The organism is Kribbella sp. NPDC050281 (genome assembly GCF_040655855.1).
Classification (GTDB): domain Bacteria; phylum Actinomycetota; class Actinomycetes; order Propionibacteriales; family Kribbellaceae; genus Kribbella.
Genome location: NZ_JBFAKS010000009.1, coordinates 133,700 through 148,777 on the forward strand (window position 1 = coordinate 133,700; position 15,078 = coordinate 148,777).

At 69.5% G+C, this 15,078-nt stretch carries 19 protein-coding genes; 3 read left to right on the forward strand and 16 right to left on the reverse strand.

Annotated features, from left to right (window positions below):
- Positions 1 to 39: 39 nt before the first annotated feature.
- Positions 40 to 489, reverse strand: coding sequence for a type II 3-dehydroquinate dehydratase (gene aroQ / locus AB0I34_RS12440; RefSeq protein ID WP_131514875.1), 450 nt, complete (start codon positions 487 to 489; stop codon positions 40 to 42).
- Positions 486 to 740, reverse strand: a complete 255-nt coding sequence (locus tag AB0I34_RS12445) for a hypothetical protein (protein ID WP_360443838.1) — start codon at positions 738 to 740, stop codon at positions 486 to 488. Before AB0I34_RS12445 ends, aroQ begins: the two co-directional genes overlap by 4 nt.
- A 261-nt stretch (positions 741 to 1,001) precedes the next feature.
- Between AB0I34_RS12445 and AB0I34_RS12450 the strand changes: the two genes are divergently transcribed.
- Both AB0I34_RS12450 and AB0I34_RS12455 read left to right on the forward strand, forming a co-directional pair.
- Positions 1,002 to 1,625, forward strand: a complete 624-nt coding sequence (locus AB0I34_RS12450; protein ID WP_360443841.1) for an RNA polymerase sigma factor — start codon at positions 1,002 to 1,004, stop codon at positions 1,623 to 1,625.
- A gap of 1 nt (position 1,626) precedes the next feature.
- Entirely contained in the window at positions 1,627 to 2,586 is a 960-nt protein-coding gene (locus AB0I34_RS12455; protein ID WP_360443844.1) for a hypothetical protein, read from the forward strand.
- Here the strand turns inward: AB0I34_RS12455 and AB0I34_RS12460 are convergent.
- From AB0I34_RS12460 to AB0I34_RS12490, 7 genes are all read right to left on the reverse strand, one after another.
- Positions 2,583 to 3,677 carry a Gfo/Idh/MocA family oxidoreductase gene (locus tag AB0I34_RS12460; RefSeq protein WP_360443846.1) on the reverse strand — a complete coding sequence of 365 codons (1,095 nt, stop codon included), beginning with the start codon at positions 3,675 to 3,677 and terminating at the stop codon, positions 2,583 to 2,585. The genes AB0I34_RS12455 and AB0I34_RS12460 overlap by 4 nt on opposite strands.
- Before the next feature lie 126 nt (positions 3,678 to 3,803).
- Positions 3,804 to 4,892: a 3-dehydroquinate synthase gene (aroB, locus tag AB0I34_RS12465; protein ID WP_360443849.1), complete on the reverse strand. Its 1,089-nt coding sequence runs from the start codon at positions 4,890 to 4,892 to the stop codon at positions 3,804 to 3,806.
- Positions 4,889 to 5,389 (reverse strand): shikimate kinase, encoded by a 501-nt coding sequence (locus AB0I34_RS12470; RefSeq protein ID WP_360443852.1) that lies wholly within the window; start codon positions 5,387 to 5,389, stop codon positions 4,889 to 4,891. Before AB0I34_RS12470 ends, aroB begins: the two co-directional genes overlap by 4 nt.
- A complete protein-coding gene (gene aroC, locus AB0I34_RS12475; protein WP_360443855.1) occupies positions 5,386 to 6,591 on the reverse strand; it encodes a chorismate synthase in 1,206 nt (401 codons plus the stop codon). Before aroC ends, AB0I34_RS12470 begins: the two co-directional genes overlap by 4 nt.
- Before the next feature lie 51 nt (positions 6,592 to 6,642).
- A complete protein-coding gene (locus AB0I34_RS12480) occupies positions 6,643 to 7,053 on the reverse strand; it encodes a type II toxin-antitoxin system VapC family toxin (RefSeq protein WP_360443858.1) in 411 nt (136 codons plus the stop codon).
- Positions 7,050 to 7,310, reverse strand: a complete 261-nt coding sequence (locus AB0I34_RS12485; protein WP_360443861.1) for a type II toxin-antitoxin system Phd/YefM family antitoxin — start codon at positions 7,308 to 7,310, stop codon at positions 7,050 to 7,052. Before AB0I34_RS12485 ends, AB0I34_RS12480 begins: the two co-directional genes overlap by 4 nt.
- A gap of 52 nt (positions 7,311 to 7,362) precedes the next feature.
- On the reverse strand, positions 7,363 to 7,563 hold the full coding sequence (locus tag AB0I34_RS12490; protein ID WP_360443864.1) for a hypothetical protein: 201 nt from the start codon (positions 7,561 to 7,563) through the stop codon (positions 7,363 to 7,365).
- A 121-nt stretch (positions 7,564 to 7,684) separates the two neighbouring features.
- Here AB0I34_RS12490 and AB0I34_RS12495 point away from each other — a divergent pair, with 121 nt between their 5' ends.
- On the forward strand, positions 7,685 to 8,806 hold the full coding sequence (locus AB0I34_RS12495; protein ID WP_360443867.1) for an ADP-ribosylglycohydrolase family protein: 1,122 nt from the start codon (positions 7,685 to 7,687) through the stop codon (positions 8,804 to 8,806).
- A gap of 1 nt (position 8,807) precedes the next feature.
- On the opposite strand, the gene AB0I34_RS12500 is transcribed toward AB0I34_RS12495, so the two are convergent.
- The 7 genes from AB0I34_RS12500 to ruvX form a co-directional block, all read right to left on the reverse strand.
- Positions 8,808 to 9,200: a BBE domain-containing protein gene (locus AB0I34_RS12500; protein WP_360443870.1), complete on the reverse strand. Its 393-nt coding sequence runs from the start codon at positions 9,198 to 9,200 to the stop codon at positions 8,808 to 8,810.
- A gap of 128 nt (positions 9,201 to 9,328) precedes the next feature.
- Positions 9,329 to 10,036: an A24 family peptidase gene (locus AB0I34_RS12505; protein ID WP_360443873.1), complete on the reverse strand. Its 708-nt coding sequence runs from the start codon at positions 10,034 to 10,036 to the stop codon at positions 9,329 to 9,331.
- Positions 10,037 to 10,047: 11 nt separating this feature from the next.
- Positions 10,048 to 11,109 (reverse strand): DUF2330 domain-containing protein, encoded by a 1,062-nt coding sequence (locus AB0I34_RS12510; protein WP_360443876.1) that lies wholly within the window; start codon positions 11,107 to 11,109, stop codon positions 10,048 to 10,050.
- A 13-nt stretch (positions 11,110 to 11,122) separates the two neighbouring features.
- Complete coding sequence (locus tag AB0I34_RS12515) at positions 11,123 to 12,592, reverse strand: FAD-binding oxidoreductase (protein ID WP_360443879.1); 1,470 nt, start codon at positions 12,590 to 12,592, stop codon at positions 11,123 to 11,125.
- Complete coding sequence (locus tag AB0I34_RS12520; RefSeq protein WP_360443882.1) at positions 12,579 to 13,403, reverse strand: shikimate dehydrogenase; 825 nt, start codon at positions 13,401 to 13,403, stop codon at positions 12,579 to 12,581. Before AB0I34_RS12520 ends, AB0I34_RS12515 begins: the two co-directional genes overlap by 14 nt.
- Positions 13,403 to 14,596, reverse strand: coding sequence for an endolytic transglycosylase MltG (gene mltG, locus AB0I34_RS12525; RefSeq protein WP_360443885.1), 1,194 nt, complete (start codon positions 14,594 to 14,596; stop codon positions 13,403 to 13,405). The genes AB0I34_RS12520 and mltG overlap by 1 nt, the downstream gene beginning before the upstream one ends.
- Complete coding sequence (gene ruvX, locus AB0I34_RS12530) at positions 14,593 to 15,051, reverse strand: Holliday junction resolvase RuvX (protein WP_360443888.1); 459 nt, start codon at positions 15,049 to 15,051, stop codon at positions 14,593 to 14,595. The genes mltG and ruvX overlap by 4 nt, the downstream gene beginning before the upstream one ends.
- Between the last annotated feature and the right edge of the window lie 27 nt (positions 15,052 to 15,078).

Here is a 15,078-nt window from a genome sequence, read left to right on the forward strand (position 1 = left end):
CACACTCCCTAGATGCCCGAAAGGGCACTTTGGTTCGAATCAGGCGGTGAGTGAGGTGATCGCGCGGAGCGCGAGGCGGTACGAATCGGCGCCGAATCCGGCGATCGTGCCGGTGGCGACGCCGGCGACGACGCTGGTGTGGCGGAACTCCTCGCGGGTGGCGGGGTTGGTCAGGTGGATCTCGATCAGGGGGGCCGTGCGCTGGGAGCAGGCGTCGCGCAGCGCGTAGGAGTAGTGGGTGAAGGCTGCCGGGTTCAGCACCACCGGGATCTTGCCGTCGGCGGCCTCGTGCAGCCAGTGGACCAGCTCGGCCTCGTCGTCGGTCTGCCGCACCTCGACGTCCAGCCCGAGCTCGGCGCCGGTCTTCTCGCAGTCGGCCACCAGGTCGGCGAACGTCGTCGCGCCGTACACATCGGGCTCGCGCGACCCGAGCCGCCCGAGGTTCGGCCCGTTCAGTACCAGCACCCGCCGCCCACTCACATCAGTCACGGCACCACCCTAGTGGTCAGCCTCCCGAAGGCCGCGTCGGCTTCCGCGACTGCCGCCGGGTAGCGATCCGCCGCAGAGCTGCCGGCGTCGATGGCCGACCAGTTGCGCCGGGCCAGCACGCGCTGGACCGCCACGACCTGGGCAGCCGTCAGTTCAGCCGTCGCGTCTCCCCCGAGCGCCTCCGCCAGGGCCTGCTCGTCCTCATCCATGTACTCGTGCATCCGCGTCGACAGCGCCGGCGTCGTGAACACGAGCCGGTGATACGCGAGCACCTGAGGTACGTCGTTCAGCCCGGTGACCGGATCGCGGGAGCTCCAGCCCGGCCAGGAAGTGCCGCTGCAACGCCTCGATCGCGGTCGAGCCGGCCACCATTATCGAGGCCGAGCCGCGCGGCCTGAACCGGCTCTACGTCATCCTGACCAGGGCGGTGTCGAGATTGGACGTGCTGCACTGCCGCGACCTTCCGTCGCAGTTGGAGGGAACCCAGGCCTGACAGCCGGACTCTCCCGGGTATGAGCACACCGACCCTGGGGGTGACGATGGGCAGCAGTCCGGGGCAGACGGCCACGCTGGACCGGGACCTGTGGGAACGCCTGCGCGACGCCGACGAACCGGCGCTCGCCGAGCTGTTCCACCGGCACAGCGACGCGGTCTACAACTTCGCGTTCCGCCGTACGGCGTCCTGGTCCGCGGCCGAGGATGTCGTCCAGGCAACCTTCACCGCGGTCTGGCGGCGAGCCCGCGCGGGCCGCATCGACCCCCTGACCCTCGACTCGGCGCGTCCGCTGCTCCTGGTGATGGCCGGGCACGAATGCAGCAACGTACTGCGCTCGTCGCGACGGCAGACCGCGCTGCGCGGCCGGATCGAGCTGCTCGAGCACGACAGTACGCCGGACCACTCGGCCGTGACGGCCGCCAAGGTCGACGACGAACGCGCGATGAGCGACATCCGCCGCCTGCTCGACAAGCTGCCCGCGAAACAACGCGAGGTGGTCGAGCTGGTCATCTGGTCGGAGTGCTCGATGGCCGAGGCGGCCCGCGTCCTCGGCGTACCGGAAGGAACCGTGAAGTCCCGGCTGGCCCGAGCGCGTGGCAGCCTCGCCGGCCTCCTCGACCTGAGCAGCAAGGAAGGCTGACATGATCACCAAGCTCCCGGCCGACCGGCCGCTCCCGCACCGCCAGGAAATCCTCGAACGCATCCTCGCCGACAACCGAGCCCCGGCCCGGCACCGCCCCGGCTGGCTCGTCCCCGTCAGCGCCGCCGCCTCCATCGCGCTCGTCGCCGGCGGCGTACTGATCGCGACGAACGGCAACGACAAGGCCCAGCCCGAACCGGCTGCCAGCACCCCACCGAGCACGCCCAGCACCACACCGTCGGCCCGCCGCTCGATCTCCATTCAGCCCGACGTCCACATCAACCTCGGCCCGCTCACCGCCACGGAGCGAACCACCGCCGCGAAGAACTGCGTGGACGAGATGGAGAATCACAACACCGCGACCGAGATCGGGCACGGCCTGAAGGTGATGAGCTGGGGCGGCGGCAAGCCGAGCACAACAGTCGCGTTCACCGCGGATCCGGAGGGGCTGCGCTTCGGCTGTGAGGGCACCGGCAAGCAGATGACCCAGGCCCTGGTGGGAGGCGACCCGGCGGTCGCGGCCAGAAACAAGAACGTGATCACCCACCCGGACGCGACCCACCCGGCCGCACCCGCCGAAGGCCAGGCGTGGTTCTGCTTCGTCGACCTCGACACCAAGCCGGATGTGCTGGCCGGAGAGGGCTGGTACAGCGTCGACGAACGGGTTGCGAGCATGCGGCAGCGCTGGATCGTCCGCGGCAGGCCCGGTCCGTGGTACGTCGCCGAGCCCGCCGACGGACTGGTCTTCCTCCGCTCCTGGGACAAGTCGGCGGCGTTGAAGCTCGGCGAAGAGGTCCGGGTCGAGACCCAGGTCCTCGACCACAGCGGCGGGTTGCTCGACGCTCCCGGCTCCGTCAAGGGCGGCGGCGGCCTGACGCCGAGCCCCGGCACCACTCGCGTCGACCGCGGCAAGGTCGTCCGCCTCAGCGCCTCAGGACCAGCTGAAATCGACTTCCGCTAGGGCGTGGAGCTCCAGGGGGCGCCCGGCCCGCCCATGCGGCTGGCATACGGCGTGCCTTGGAGCAGCTCACCGCGATAGACCGGCTTGTCGGTGAAGGACGAGGCGTAGATGGCGGCCGCGAGCTCGAGCGTGTTGCGGGCCTCGGTCAGGGAGACGGGCGTCGGGGCACCGGAGGTCAGTGCATCCAGGACGGCGGCGTACTGGGCGGCGTGGCCGCTCGGTACGTCGACGGCATCCGCGGACCAGGCGGTGGCGACCGCGTCCTGGCCGGGCGCCGGGGTCACGGTCCAGTTCTCGTCCTTGTAGCCGTAGAGGTGTTCGAGCTCGACCGTCGCGTTCTCGTAGTCGAAGCGCAGTTGCGAGGTCTGCCGCGCCGACACCAACGAATTGACGACCGACGCGACAGCGCCGTTCTCGAAGGTCACCAATGCCATCGAGACGTCCTCGGTCTGCGTCGGCCGCGCCTGCCGGGCCGCCAGCGCCGTCACCTTCTGCCAGGGCCCGAGGATCGACAGCAGCAGATCGAACTGGTGGATCCCGTGCCCCATCGTCGGGCCGCCGCCCTCGACCTCGAACGTCCCGCGCCACGGTACGGCGAAGTACGCATCGTCCCGGTACCACACGGTGTTGCACAAGGCAACCAATGGCCGACCGAGGACACCCTCGTCCGCCAGCCGCCGCAACCGCACCGCGCCGGACCCGAACCGGTGCTGGAAGACGCAAGCGACCTGCGCGGACGACCTGGCCTCCGCGTCGATCAGTTCGTCGAGCTCGTCCAGCGACAGCGTCGGGGGCTTCTCCATGAACACGTCGACGCCCGCCGCCAGGCACTCCACGGCCAACGGGACGTGGGAGTTGGGCGGCGTACACAGATGGATGAGGTCGACTCCCCCGGCGGCGAGCAGCTCGGTCAGGCTCGGATACGCCGCGGGGATGTTCCAGGTGGACGCGAACTCCTTGGCTCGACCGAGATCGACGTCGACGGCCGCGACCAGCTCAGCGCGGTCTGGCTGGGAGGTGACGGCCCGAGCGTGGGAGCGGGCGATGCCGCCGGTCCCGACGATTGCGATCCGGTGCTTGCGGTCAGACATAGAGTGCCCTTCAGGAAGCTGGAAAGCCTTTTCCCAGAATCCTCGGCTGGAATGCACCGATGTACAACCCGAGCCCGCGAGTTGACCGTTTCCGGCCGCTCTCCGTGCTCGGCTGACTTCGGGTGCTCAGCTGACTTCGGCGTACGCGGCGATCAGCAGGCTGGGGTCGGGGGCCTCGAAGATCGCCGGCCGGGCGAGCGCGTCCAGGACGACGAAGCGGAGCCGGTCGGCCCGGGTCTTCTTGTCGAGCTTCATCGCGTCCTGCAGGTGTGGCCAGGCGTCGGCGCGGTACGTCACCGGCAACCCGAGCGACTCGAGTACGGCGCGGTGCCGGTCGGCCGTGGCGTCGTCGAGGCGACCGGCGGCTCGGGCCAGTTCGGCGACGAACACCATGCCGATGCTGATCGCGGCGCCGTGCCGCCACTTGTACCGCTCGACGCGCTCGATCGCGTGGCCGAGCGTGTGCCCGTAGTTCAGCGCCTCCCGGCCGATCGCTCCCCCGGCCGTCGTGGTCCGCTCGCGCAGATCCGCACCGACTGTGTCGGCCTTCACCTGGATCGACCGCGCAATGAGTTCCTCAGTCGCGTCGTACGACGGGCTCGAGGCGGCGGCCGGGTCCTTCTCCACCAGGTCGAGGATCACCGGGTCCGCGATGAACCCGCACTTCACCACCTCGGCGAGACCACTGATGTAGTCGTTGCGCGGCAGGGTCTCCAGCGCGGCCAGGTCGCACAGCACGCCGGCCGGCTCCCAGAACGCACCGACCAGATTCTTGCCCTCGGCGGTGTTGATGCCGGTCTTGCCGCCCACGGCCGCGTCCACCATGCCGAGCAGGGTGGTGGGGATGTGCACGACCTTCACCCCACGCAGCCAGGTCGCCGCGACGAAGCCGGCCAGGTCGGTCGTCGTACCGCCCCCGATGCTGACGATCGCGTCGGAGCGGGTGAATCCGGCTTGCCCGAGCACCGACCAGCAGTAGGCCAGCACCTCCGCGGTCTTGGCGTCCTCGGCGTCCGGGATCTCGATCGCGTGCGCGGTGTACCCGGACCCGGTCAGGTCGTCGCGGATCGCGTCACCGCTGGTCCGCAGCGCGCGCGGGTGGACCACGGCCACCCGCTGCACACCCTCGCCCAGCAGTCCCGGCAGTTCACCGAGCAGATTGTTGCCGATGACAACGTCGTACGGCGCTGCGGCTTCCACCCGGATCCTGGTCATCCGAGCTGCTCCTGGATCTCGTCGGCGATCTGCTCCGGGGTCTTGTCGTCGGTCAGCACGGTCAGCTTGGCCACCTCGCCGTACAGCGGGCGGCGCGCCTCCATCAGGTTGCGCAACTGGGTGCGGACGTTGCCGAGCAGCAGCGGACGGGCGACGCCGAGGCCGACCCGCTTGGCGGCCTCGCCGACGCTGACGTCGAGGAAGACGACGTTGTGGCCGGCCAGGTCGGCGCGAGTGTCGGCGTCGAGGATCGCGCCGCCGCCGAGCGACAGCACCTCGCCGTCGTCCTGCAGCGCGGCGACGATGGCGGCCCGCTCGAGCGCACGGAAGTGCGGCTCGCCCTCGTCGACGAAGATGTCCGAGATCGGCTTGCCCGCGCCGGCCTCGACATCGGTGTCGGTGTCGCGGTGGGTGGCCTTCAGCCGCTCGGCGAGCAGCGCGGCGACGGTCGATTTGCCCGAACCAGGCGGGCCGACGAGAACGACAACCGGACTCACTGCTCTGCCCACTCCCGCGGCGTGATGGTCGACGGCAGGCTCGCCAGGTACGACTTGTGGTTGCGCGAGGACTCGGCGACCGAATCGCCGCCGAACTTCTCCAGCGCGACCTCGGCCAGGACCAGCGCCACCATCGCCTCCGCCACGATGCCCGCGGCCGGTACGGCGCAGACGTCGGAGCGTTGGTGATGTGCGGCCGCGGCCTCACCGGTGCTGGTGTCGATCGTGCGCAATGCCCGGGGCACGGTAGCGATCGGCTTCATCGCGGCCCGCACCCGCAGCGTCTCGCCGGTGCTCATGCCGCCCTCGGTGCCGCCCGAGCGGCCACTGGTCCGACGGACCATGCCGTCCTCGGCGACGATCTCGTCGTGCGCCTGCGAACCCGGCGTCCGGGCGAGCTCGAAGCCGTCGCCGAGCTCGACGCCCTTGATCGCCTGGATACCCATCAGCGCACCGGCCAGCTTGGAGTCCAGCCGGCGGTCCCAGTGCACGTAGCTGCCGAGACCCGGCGGAAGACCGTCCACGACCACCTCGACCACGCCGCCGAGTGTGTCGCCGGCCTTCTGCGCGGCGTCGATCTCGGCCACCATCGCCTTGCTCGCATCCGCGTCCAGGCAGCGCACCGGGTCCGCGTCCAGCTTCGCGACGTCGTCGTACGCCGGGATCACGCCGTACGGCGCCTTGACGGTGCCGAGCTCGACCACGTGGCTGACGATCGTCACGCCGTACGCCTGGCCGAGGAACCGGGCCGCGACCTCGCCGAGCGCGACCCGGGCGGCGGTCTCGCGGGCGCTGGCCCGCTCCAGCACCGGGCGCGCCTCGTCGAAGCCGTATTTCTGCATGCCGGCCAGGTCCGCGTGGCCGGGGCGCGGGCGGGTCAGCGGCGCGTTCCGGGCCAGGTCCGCCAGCGTCTCCGGGTCGACCGGGTCCGGGCTCATCACCTGCTCCCACTTCGGCCACTCGGTGTTGCCGACCTGGATCGCGACCGGGCTGCCCAGGCTCAGACCGTGCCGGAACCCGCCGACGAACGTCACCTCGTCCCGCTCGAACTTCATCCGCGCGCCACGGCCGTAGCCCAGCCGACGACGAGCCAAGGCGTCGGCCACGTCATCAGTCGTGACCTGAACACCAGCGGGAAGACCTTCGAGTACGGCGACGAGCGCTTGTCCGTGCGACTCGCCGGCGGTGAGCCAGCGCAGCATGCGGCAATCCTCCCACGCCCATCCCACTCCCCAGACGCCGGTCTCATCCGCTCAGTCGCCGAAGGGATCGAGCACCCGCACACCCGTTCGCTCGACGTCGCGGACGTTGCGCGTGACCAGGGTCCAGTCGTGCACGAGCGCCGTGGCGGCGAGGAGCCCGTCGACCACCGGCAACGGCGAGCCGGCATTCAGCCGCCCCCAGGTCTCGGCGACCTCCAGCGACACCGGGACGATCCGGTCGCCGTACCCGTTCACCAAGCGCTGCCGCCAGTCCTCGATCGCGGCCGCCTGCTGCGGATCCCGCGCCGCCAGCCGCTCGATACCCTGCTTGATCTCACCGACGACCAGGACACTCAGGAACAGCTGACTCGAGCGCACCGACCCGAACCAGGTCGAGGCTGCGGTGTGCGGCGCCGACCGCCGGAACTCCGACACCACGTTCGTGTCCAGCAGGTAGCTCACTCGAGGTCGACCTCGCGCGCCGGTGCCGTCGACCGCTCGATCTCGAGAACACTCAGATCGGGCGCCGAGGCCAGAAAGTCCTTGAAGTCCACGAGTTCCTCCCCACGCATCCGGCGGTAGTCGAGGATGTCCAGCACCACCGCGACCTGCTCGCCGTGCTTGGTCACGAACTGCGGACCGTCCGCCTGGACCGCCCGGATCAACTCACTGAAGTGCTGCTTGGCCTCCTGCAGCTGCCACTGTCCCGCGATCGACATCGTCGCCATCACCTCGGAAACAGTCTAGACAGACTGGACAGAATTGCTCAACTCAGGGGCAGGAGTGGGTTTCTTGGGTCAGGCCGTCGCGGACAGAGAGGACGACGTCGAAGGTTTTGACTATGGGTGAGGTGTTGCAAGAGGTGGAGGTGGTGGCTGCTTGACCACCGGCGACCGCGGCGCCGGCCAGGGCGGTGGTGGCGAGCGCCACCACGGCCAGGCGCCCGGCGGTACGACGGAATGCGGGGGTCATGATCTGCTCCTCGGCGATCGTTGTGTCCTACCAACGACCGTAGAAGTTGGACGACCGCGGCGAACTGGCCTTGGAACCCGTCTTGGGGGTAGCGCTGACACCACCCTCGATAGGGTTTGGCATGACTCGGGCGGCAGAGGAGACGTGGCGGGCGCGCGTCCGCGGATGCTTGCTGGGCGGTGCGATCGGGGACGCGCTCGGTGGTCCGGTCGAGTTCCAGGGCAGCGCGACGATCCTGGCCAAGCACCCGAAGGGCGTCCGTTCCTTCGTTGCCGGAGGCGACGCCGGCTGGCCGCCGGGGACGATCACCGACGACACCCAGATGACCCTGTTCACGGTCGAGGGACTGATCCGGGCCAGCGTGCGCACCGACCGCGGCCTCGGCTTCACGGTCGCCGTGCTGCACCATGCGTACGACCGCTGGCTAGACACCCAGACCCTGCGCGGACCGAGCGGTGAGCGCGACGGCTGGCTGCAGGCCGAGCAATGGCTCTACGTACGACGTGCGCCCGGTAGAACGTGCCTCAACGCGCTGATGTCGGCCCGCAACGGCCAGCCGAAGATCCGGCAGTTCGGCGACCAGGCCGTCAACGACTCCAAAGGCTGCGGCGGCGTGATGCGAGTCGCGCCGTTCGGTCTGATGCCCGCGATCTACGGCACCGAATGGGTCTTCGATTCCGCCGCGACCGCCGCCGGCTACACCCACGGCCATCCGACCGGCAAGCTCGCATCGGGTGCTCTTGCCGCGATCATCCGCGAGGTGTGCAACGGAGCCGACCTCGATGCGGCGCTCGACACCACGATGGCGATGCTCGCCCAGCACGAAGGCCACGAAGAGACCAGTACGGCGCTCGCCGCGGCACGACGTATCGCGGCTGCCGGAAGGCACGGACCGGCGACGATCGAGCAGGAGCTGGGCGGCGGATGGGTCGCCGAGGAGGCACTGGCCATCGCTGTCTACGCGGCACTTGCCTACCCGGCGCCCGAACAGTTCCTCGACGCCCTCGCACTCGCGGTGACCCACACCGGCGACAGCGACTCCACAGGCGCGATCTGCGGCAACATCCTGGGTGCCCTCCACGGTGAGACGGCCCTGCCCGCAGAGCTCGTCTTCACCGTCGAGGGCCGTTCGGTCATGCTGCAGCTGGCCGACGACTTCGCCCTGGAGTTCATCAGCAACCGCCGCCTGCACGGCGACTACGGACCTGACACCTCCTGGAGGCTGCGCTACCCAGGCTGGTGAATCAAGGTGCTTGCACCGACCGGGGTGGTGGGGTGGGGGTCGGCAGTTGAATGGCCAGCTTGTGGTGGAACACGTTGCGCGGGTCCCACTTCGCCTTGAGCTGCTGCAGCCGCGGGTAGTTCCCGAGGTAGTACAGGTCGTGCCAGGGCACACCGGACTTGTTGTACGCCGGATCGGCCAGATCCGTGTCCGGGTAGTTGATGTACGACCCGGCGTTGGTGTCGTTCGGCACCGGCACACCACCGGTGTCGCGGTAGACATCGGCGTACAGCTTCCGCAGCCAGGTCAGGTGCTTGGAGTCCTCGGCCGGGTCGGTCCATGCAGCGGCCATCACCATCTTGCACATCACGTCGCGCTGAGCCGTGGCGGTCGCGTCGGACGGCACGGTGTTCACCTTGCCTCCGTACGGGACGACCAGCACCGACGAGTCGGGCCCGTTGTACGACGGACCCCTCAGGCCCTTGTACAGCGTGACGAGCGCGCTGCCACCGCATCAGCCATCTGGTGGACCCGGCGACTCAGCTATCCGACGTACAACCGCTCCAGCGGACCGCCGAGCAGTACGCCGCCCAGAGCGCCGATGAGCATGAACGGGCCGAACGGAACCATCTGCTTGCGCTTCATCCCCCGTGCCACGATCAACACGATCCCGACCAGCGCACCGATGAAGAACCCCCCGTACAACCCACTGACGAACTCTCCCCAGCCGAGCCAGCCGAGCGCCAGTCCGAGCAGCCCGGACAACCGGACGTCGCCGAATCCGACCCCGCTCGGGAAGACGAACCACAGCACGTAGAACACCACGAACCCGATCACGCCCGCGATCACGGCCCGGCGCAACGCACTCCAGTCCCCCGACCCCGCCGAGGCGCCGATCAGCGCGACGCCGACCAGGGCGTACGTCGGCCAGATGATCGCCGACGGCAGGAACCGCGTCCTCGCGTCGATGTAGCCGAGGACCGCGCCGGAGATCGCCATCAACAGCCAGGCCGGCAACACCGCGGACGTACCGAGCATCCACCCGAGCAGCCCACCGGACACGGCCGCCAACGCACCACACCAGTACGCCGCCCGCGGTCCGGCCAGGTCGGCGTACGGGATTTTGGTATCGCCTTCCTCAAGCAGCGGCTCAGGGATCCGCCGCAGCAACCAGGGACCGAGCACGAACGCGGCAGGTCCGCAGAGGACCACACCGGCCCCTGCGGCGAGCAACGCGTTGTCAGCCGGCACGATCCAGGAGCCTAGACGATATCGGTCGGTCGCCCCGGACGGCCTGTGGATGACCGCCGGACCAGCATCCGCGCGATCACCGCGGCAGCGATGCCGATCAGCAGTACGCCGCCGAACAGGACGCCGATCGTGCTCAGCAAACCGTCGTTGCGGGTCACGTACTCGATCCGCTGGAACTCGTCATCGGCCGCCGCCCGGTCGAAGGTGAAGTCGCTGGTGATCTTGCTCGGGTCGCGGTACGTGACCGTGTACGCCGTCAGGAAGTCGGCCGGCGCCGTCATAGCATCGTCCTGGACCCGACCGGCGTACAGCAGCTCCGGCTGCACGTCCGCGTCCGGCAGGGTCGTCGCGTCCACGCGATGCGCCGACGCGACGTACACCGTGACCGTCTGCGCGGTCGACGCGCCCTTGCTCAGCCGCATCGGGTAGACGATGCGGTCCGACGCGAACGTCAGCCGCAGCGGCGGCGTCGCACCACTCATCGTCTCGCCGTCGGTCCGCGGTGCCAGCTTCACGGCAACGATCTCCCAGTTCTCACTGAGGTACGGCGTCAGGTTCGCCGCCAGCCCAGCCGGTACGACGTACCCGTTCGTGCGCAGCCAGTCGGTCACCGCGGAACCGGTCGATCCGCCGAGCCGCGCGACCTGGAACGGGCCGAGCACCATCTGCTCGCGCACGTTCACCCCGGAGGCCGGTGCCGCGGCACCGGCCGTGTCGCCGCCCGCCATGATTCCGAGGTTGCGGAACGGCCAGTAGGTCTTGCGGACCACCACCTTCGGCCGGGTCATGTGGTCCAGGCGGCCGAACAGCGCGGTGTCGCCGAGTTCGACCTTCGCCGCGGCCGGCACCGGCATGATCCAGGCCGCCTTCTTCGACGACCCGTTGATCGCCATCGACAACGTGATCTGCTCGGTGCCGGCGTCGTACCGGACCAAGGCGTTCTCGCCGTACGCACGGGCGAGCGACTGGGCGTCGGGCAGGTAACCGCCGCAGGCGCACGCCCAGGCGGGGGTCACGCCGGCCGCGAAGAATCCGGCCGCCAGCATTCCTGCGAGAACTCGCCACAATCTCATGGCGGGAGAGTAGCTAGCCGAGGGTGTAAGCAGTGTGGAAGAAGTTCGCCGGGTCGTATTTCTGCTTGACCGTCTGCAGCCGCGCCAGGCTCGCACCGTAGTACGTGCTCACGGAGCGGCCGGTCTCGACGTAGTTCACATAACCGCCGGCCGAGCACTTCTGGACCGCGCGATGCCCATTGCTGACGAAGGTCTGCGCGACCCGCAACTGGGCCGTACTCGGATGCGCTGCCGTCCCGGAGTACCACTGGATCACGCCGAGCGCGGACCGCCACGGCCAGGACGCGCCGCCGGCCGGCTGCTTGGCCGCCTGCCCACCGAGCGGGTCGATGATCGCCGACGCCGGCGTCTTGGCCCGCGCGGCTGCCTTCACCGCACCGAGCAACGCGGTGATCGTCGCCGCATCCATCGGCCCTTTGAGTACGTCGGATCCGGCGAGGAACCCCGATCGTGGGCTCGTAGTCCCGCCACCGAGGTACCTGACCGCCTCCAGGTGCGTCTTCACGGTGATCGACCGGACCGTTGCCTTCGACCCGACGAACGACTCGAGCTGCGCCGCGGCGGCCGACGCGTTGCCGGTGGTGGAGATCCCGAGCACGTGGATCGAGAGCGTTCCGTTGCTTCGGGCATCGATGTGCAGGTTGCCCCACGAGGTGACCGGCGCGGTCTGGGCGAACCTCTGCCAGCCGCGGACCACAGCCGCCGCCACCGACTCCGGCCAGGTCAGCCGGAAGAACCCGATCTTGGCGGCCGGGATCGTGGCCATCCGGAACGACGTGACCACCCCGAGATTCCCACCGCCGCTCCCCCGCAGCGCCCAGAACAGGTCCGGATCGACGGTCGCGCTGACGTTGTGCGCCTTGCCGTCGGCCGTGATCACATCCATCGAGACGATCCGGTCACAAGTCAGCCCGAAGGTCCGTGTGTGGATCCCCATCCCGCCACCCAGGGCCAGCCCCGCGACGCCTACGGTCGGACACGTCCCGGTCGGCAGCGAGCGTCCGTACTTGTCCAGGAACGCGTGCACGTCGTACAGCCGTGCCCCTGCGCCGACGGTGAGGACGCCATTCGCGTAGCTCATCCCGCGCATCGCGCCGAGGTCGAGCATCAGGCCTTTGCTGATGGTGGACGCACCGACGTACGAGTGGCCGCCGCCCTTCGGGACCAGGGCGAGCTTGTTGTCGCGGGCGAACAGGATCGATTTCTGCACGTCCGTGGCGTTCGCGGCCTTGACCACACCGGCCGGCTGGACGGAGTCCCAGCGGGGGTTGAAGAGCTGGTGCGAGGCGGCGTACCCGGACGACGTGGGAAGGTACACGCCGCCCGTCAGTGAATGGGCGAGGCTGTTCCAGTTCGGGGCGGCCGCGGTCAGGCCGTTCGAGGCGCCGGCACTGGCGTCCTTGGTGTCGGTGCAGCTTGTCAGCGCGGCGGCGGCGAGAACACCGCCTGCCTTCAGTACCGTCCGGCGGTCAAGCTGGCTCACGATCGTCGAGCTCCTCACGGGCGGCGGACCTCATGGCCGCCAGTGGTGCGGGCGACCTACCGGTCATCATCTCCACCTGGAGGATCGCCTGATGCACGAGGAGATCAAGGCCGTTCAACAGCTCTGTACCGATCCGGTGCGCCGCGATCGCGAGCTGCGTCGGCCACGGGTGGTACGCCACGTCGAACACCACCGGCGCGACTCCCGCGAAGTGGTGGGCCCACGGATCGACGGCGCCTCCGGGCAGCGTCGAGACGCACAGGTCGAACCCGCCGATCTGCTCGACCTGGGAGAAGTCCGCGACCGAGGTCTTCAGCCCGAGTTCGGCCGCCAGGTCCAGCAGCCGCTCGGCCTTCGAGAGGTCGCGTACGACGACTGTCACCTCGCTGACCTTCAGTCCGCGCAACGCGGCCAGCGTGGACGCGGCGGTCGCGCCACCGCCGAGCACGACGGCCGAATCCGCGGCGGTGATCCCGCGCTCGGCGAACGCGTTCACCAGCCCGGGGACGTCGGTGTTGTGCGCCGAGCGGGATCCGTCCGGCTCGAACAGCATCGTGTTCGCCGCGCCGATCAGCTCGGCGACAGGGTCGACGGTGTCGACGAGGTCCAGCGCGACGCGCTTCAGCGGCATCGTCAACGACAGCCCACGGACGTCGTCCCCGAGTGACGCGACGAATCCGCGCAACTCGTCTTCCCCGACCTCGAAGGCGTCGTACCCCCAGTCCAGGCCGAGCCCGGCGTACGCGGCCCGGTGCATCGCCGGCGACAGCGAGTGCGCGATCGGCGAACCGAGCACGGCACAACGGGTCATCAGCACCGGCCCTTGTGCGCCGCGCACCAGGTCTGCAGCTTCTGCACGTTCTGCAGGTGCTCGTCCGCCGAGCTCGCGAACGCCGTCTCGCCGGTGTCCAGGTTGACCAGCGTGAAGTACATCCACGAACCCGCGGCCGGGTTGATCGCGGCCCGCAGCGTGTCCTTGGTCGGCGAGTTGATCGGCGTCGGCGGCAGCCCCTTCACCTTGTAGGTGTTGTACGGCGAGTCGATGTCGCGCTGCTCGGACGACGTGAACACCCCGCCGTCCCTGCCGACCACGTAGTGGATGGTCGAGTCCATCTGCAGCATCTTCCCGGCCTGCAGCCGGTTGTAGATCACGCGCGCGACCTTGGCGTAGTCCTGCGGCCGGTTGGTCTCGGCACCGATGATGCTGGCCACGATGACCGCCTGGTACGGATCCAGCTTCTTGCGCTGCGCGGTCTTCACCAGGTCCAGCGCGGCCGCGTTCTTCGCGTACTGCGCCGTCATCAGCTTGAGGATCGTGTACGCCGTCGCACCCTTCGGGATGTCGTACGTGCCCGGGTACAGGAAGCCCTCGGGGTTGTTCTTCGCGTACGCCGGCAGGCCGAGCGCGGCGGGCTTGGCCATCGCTGCCGCGGCGGCGCCGGCCGGCAGCTTGAGCTTCGACTTCTGCAGGGTGTCGCTGACCTCGGCCTTGGTCTGGCCGGAGCGGAAGCTGATCCGGGTGATCAGGATCGACTTGGCCGGGTTCAGCATCAGTTCGAGCGCGGCCTTGGCCGACATCTCCTTGCGCAGGGTGTATGTCCCGGCCTGCACCTGACGCGACCGCGGATCGTCGCGGGCGGCCCGCTCGAAGGCGCGGGCACTCTTCACCACGCCCTTCTTCTCCAGCGTGTCCGCGATCGACTGCGAGCTCTGGCCCTGGGTGATCTCGACGACCACGGAGCCGGTGCCATCGCCGCTGTAGTCCGGCGCGGCGAACATCTGCTCGAGCGCGTCCTTGCCCTTGCCGAAGCCGATCACGGCGCCGGCCACCAGCGCGCCGACGACCAGCAGCGAGACCAGTCCGGCGAAGCAGCCGAACCCGCGCCGCGCGCGGGCCTTACGGCGGTTCGCCCGGCGCTCGACCCGGCCCTCCGATCGCAGCCCGAGGCCGGCGCCCAGGTCTTCGCTCTCGCTCAGATCTTCGTCCAGCGATGGTCTGTTCACAGGGGCCTCCCGGGCGGGTTGCCGGACTCGCGCTCGAGGTCGAGCGCGTGTTGCAGAATCACGACCGCCGCGGCCTGGTCGACCACCGCGCGTCGCTTGGAACCCTTCTTTCCCCGCTCGCGCAGCATCCGCTCGGCGGTGACGGTGGTGAATCGCTCGTCCACCAGCCGCACCTCCGGCCCCGAGTTCCCCTCCCGCACCTTGTCTCGCACCTGTTCCGCCGTCTCCCGGATCTTCACCGCCGCCGGCCCCTCGCCCCCGGACAGGGAGCGGGGCAGACCGACCACGATCTCGAACGCCTCCAGTTCGGCGGCGAGTGCAGCGATCCTATCGAGATCCCCGGGGCCACGGCGGACCGTCTCCACCGGAGTGGCGAGAATTCCGTGCGGATCACTGCTGGCCACGCCGATCCTGGCGTCCCCGATATCCAGCGCGAGCCGCACGCCCCGGCGCATCAGCGTGCCCCCGGGTGTGCCGATCGG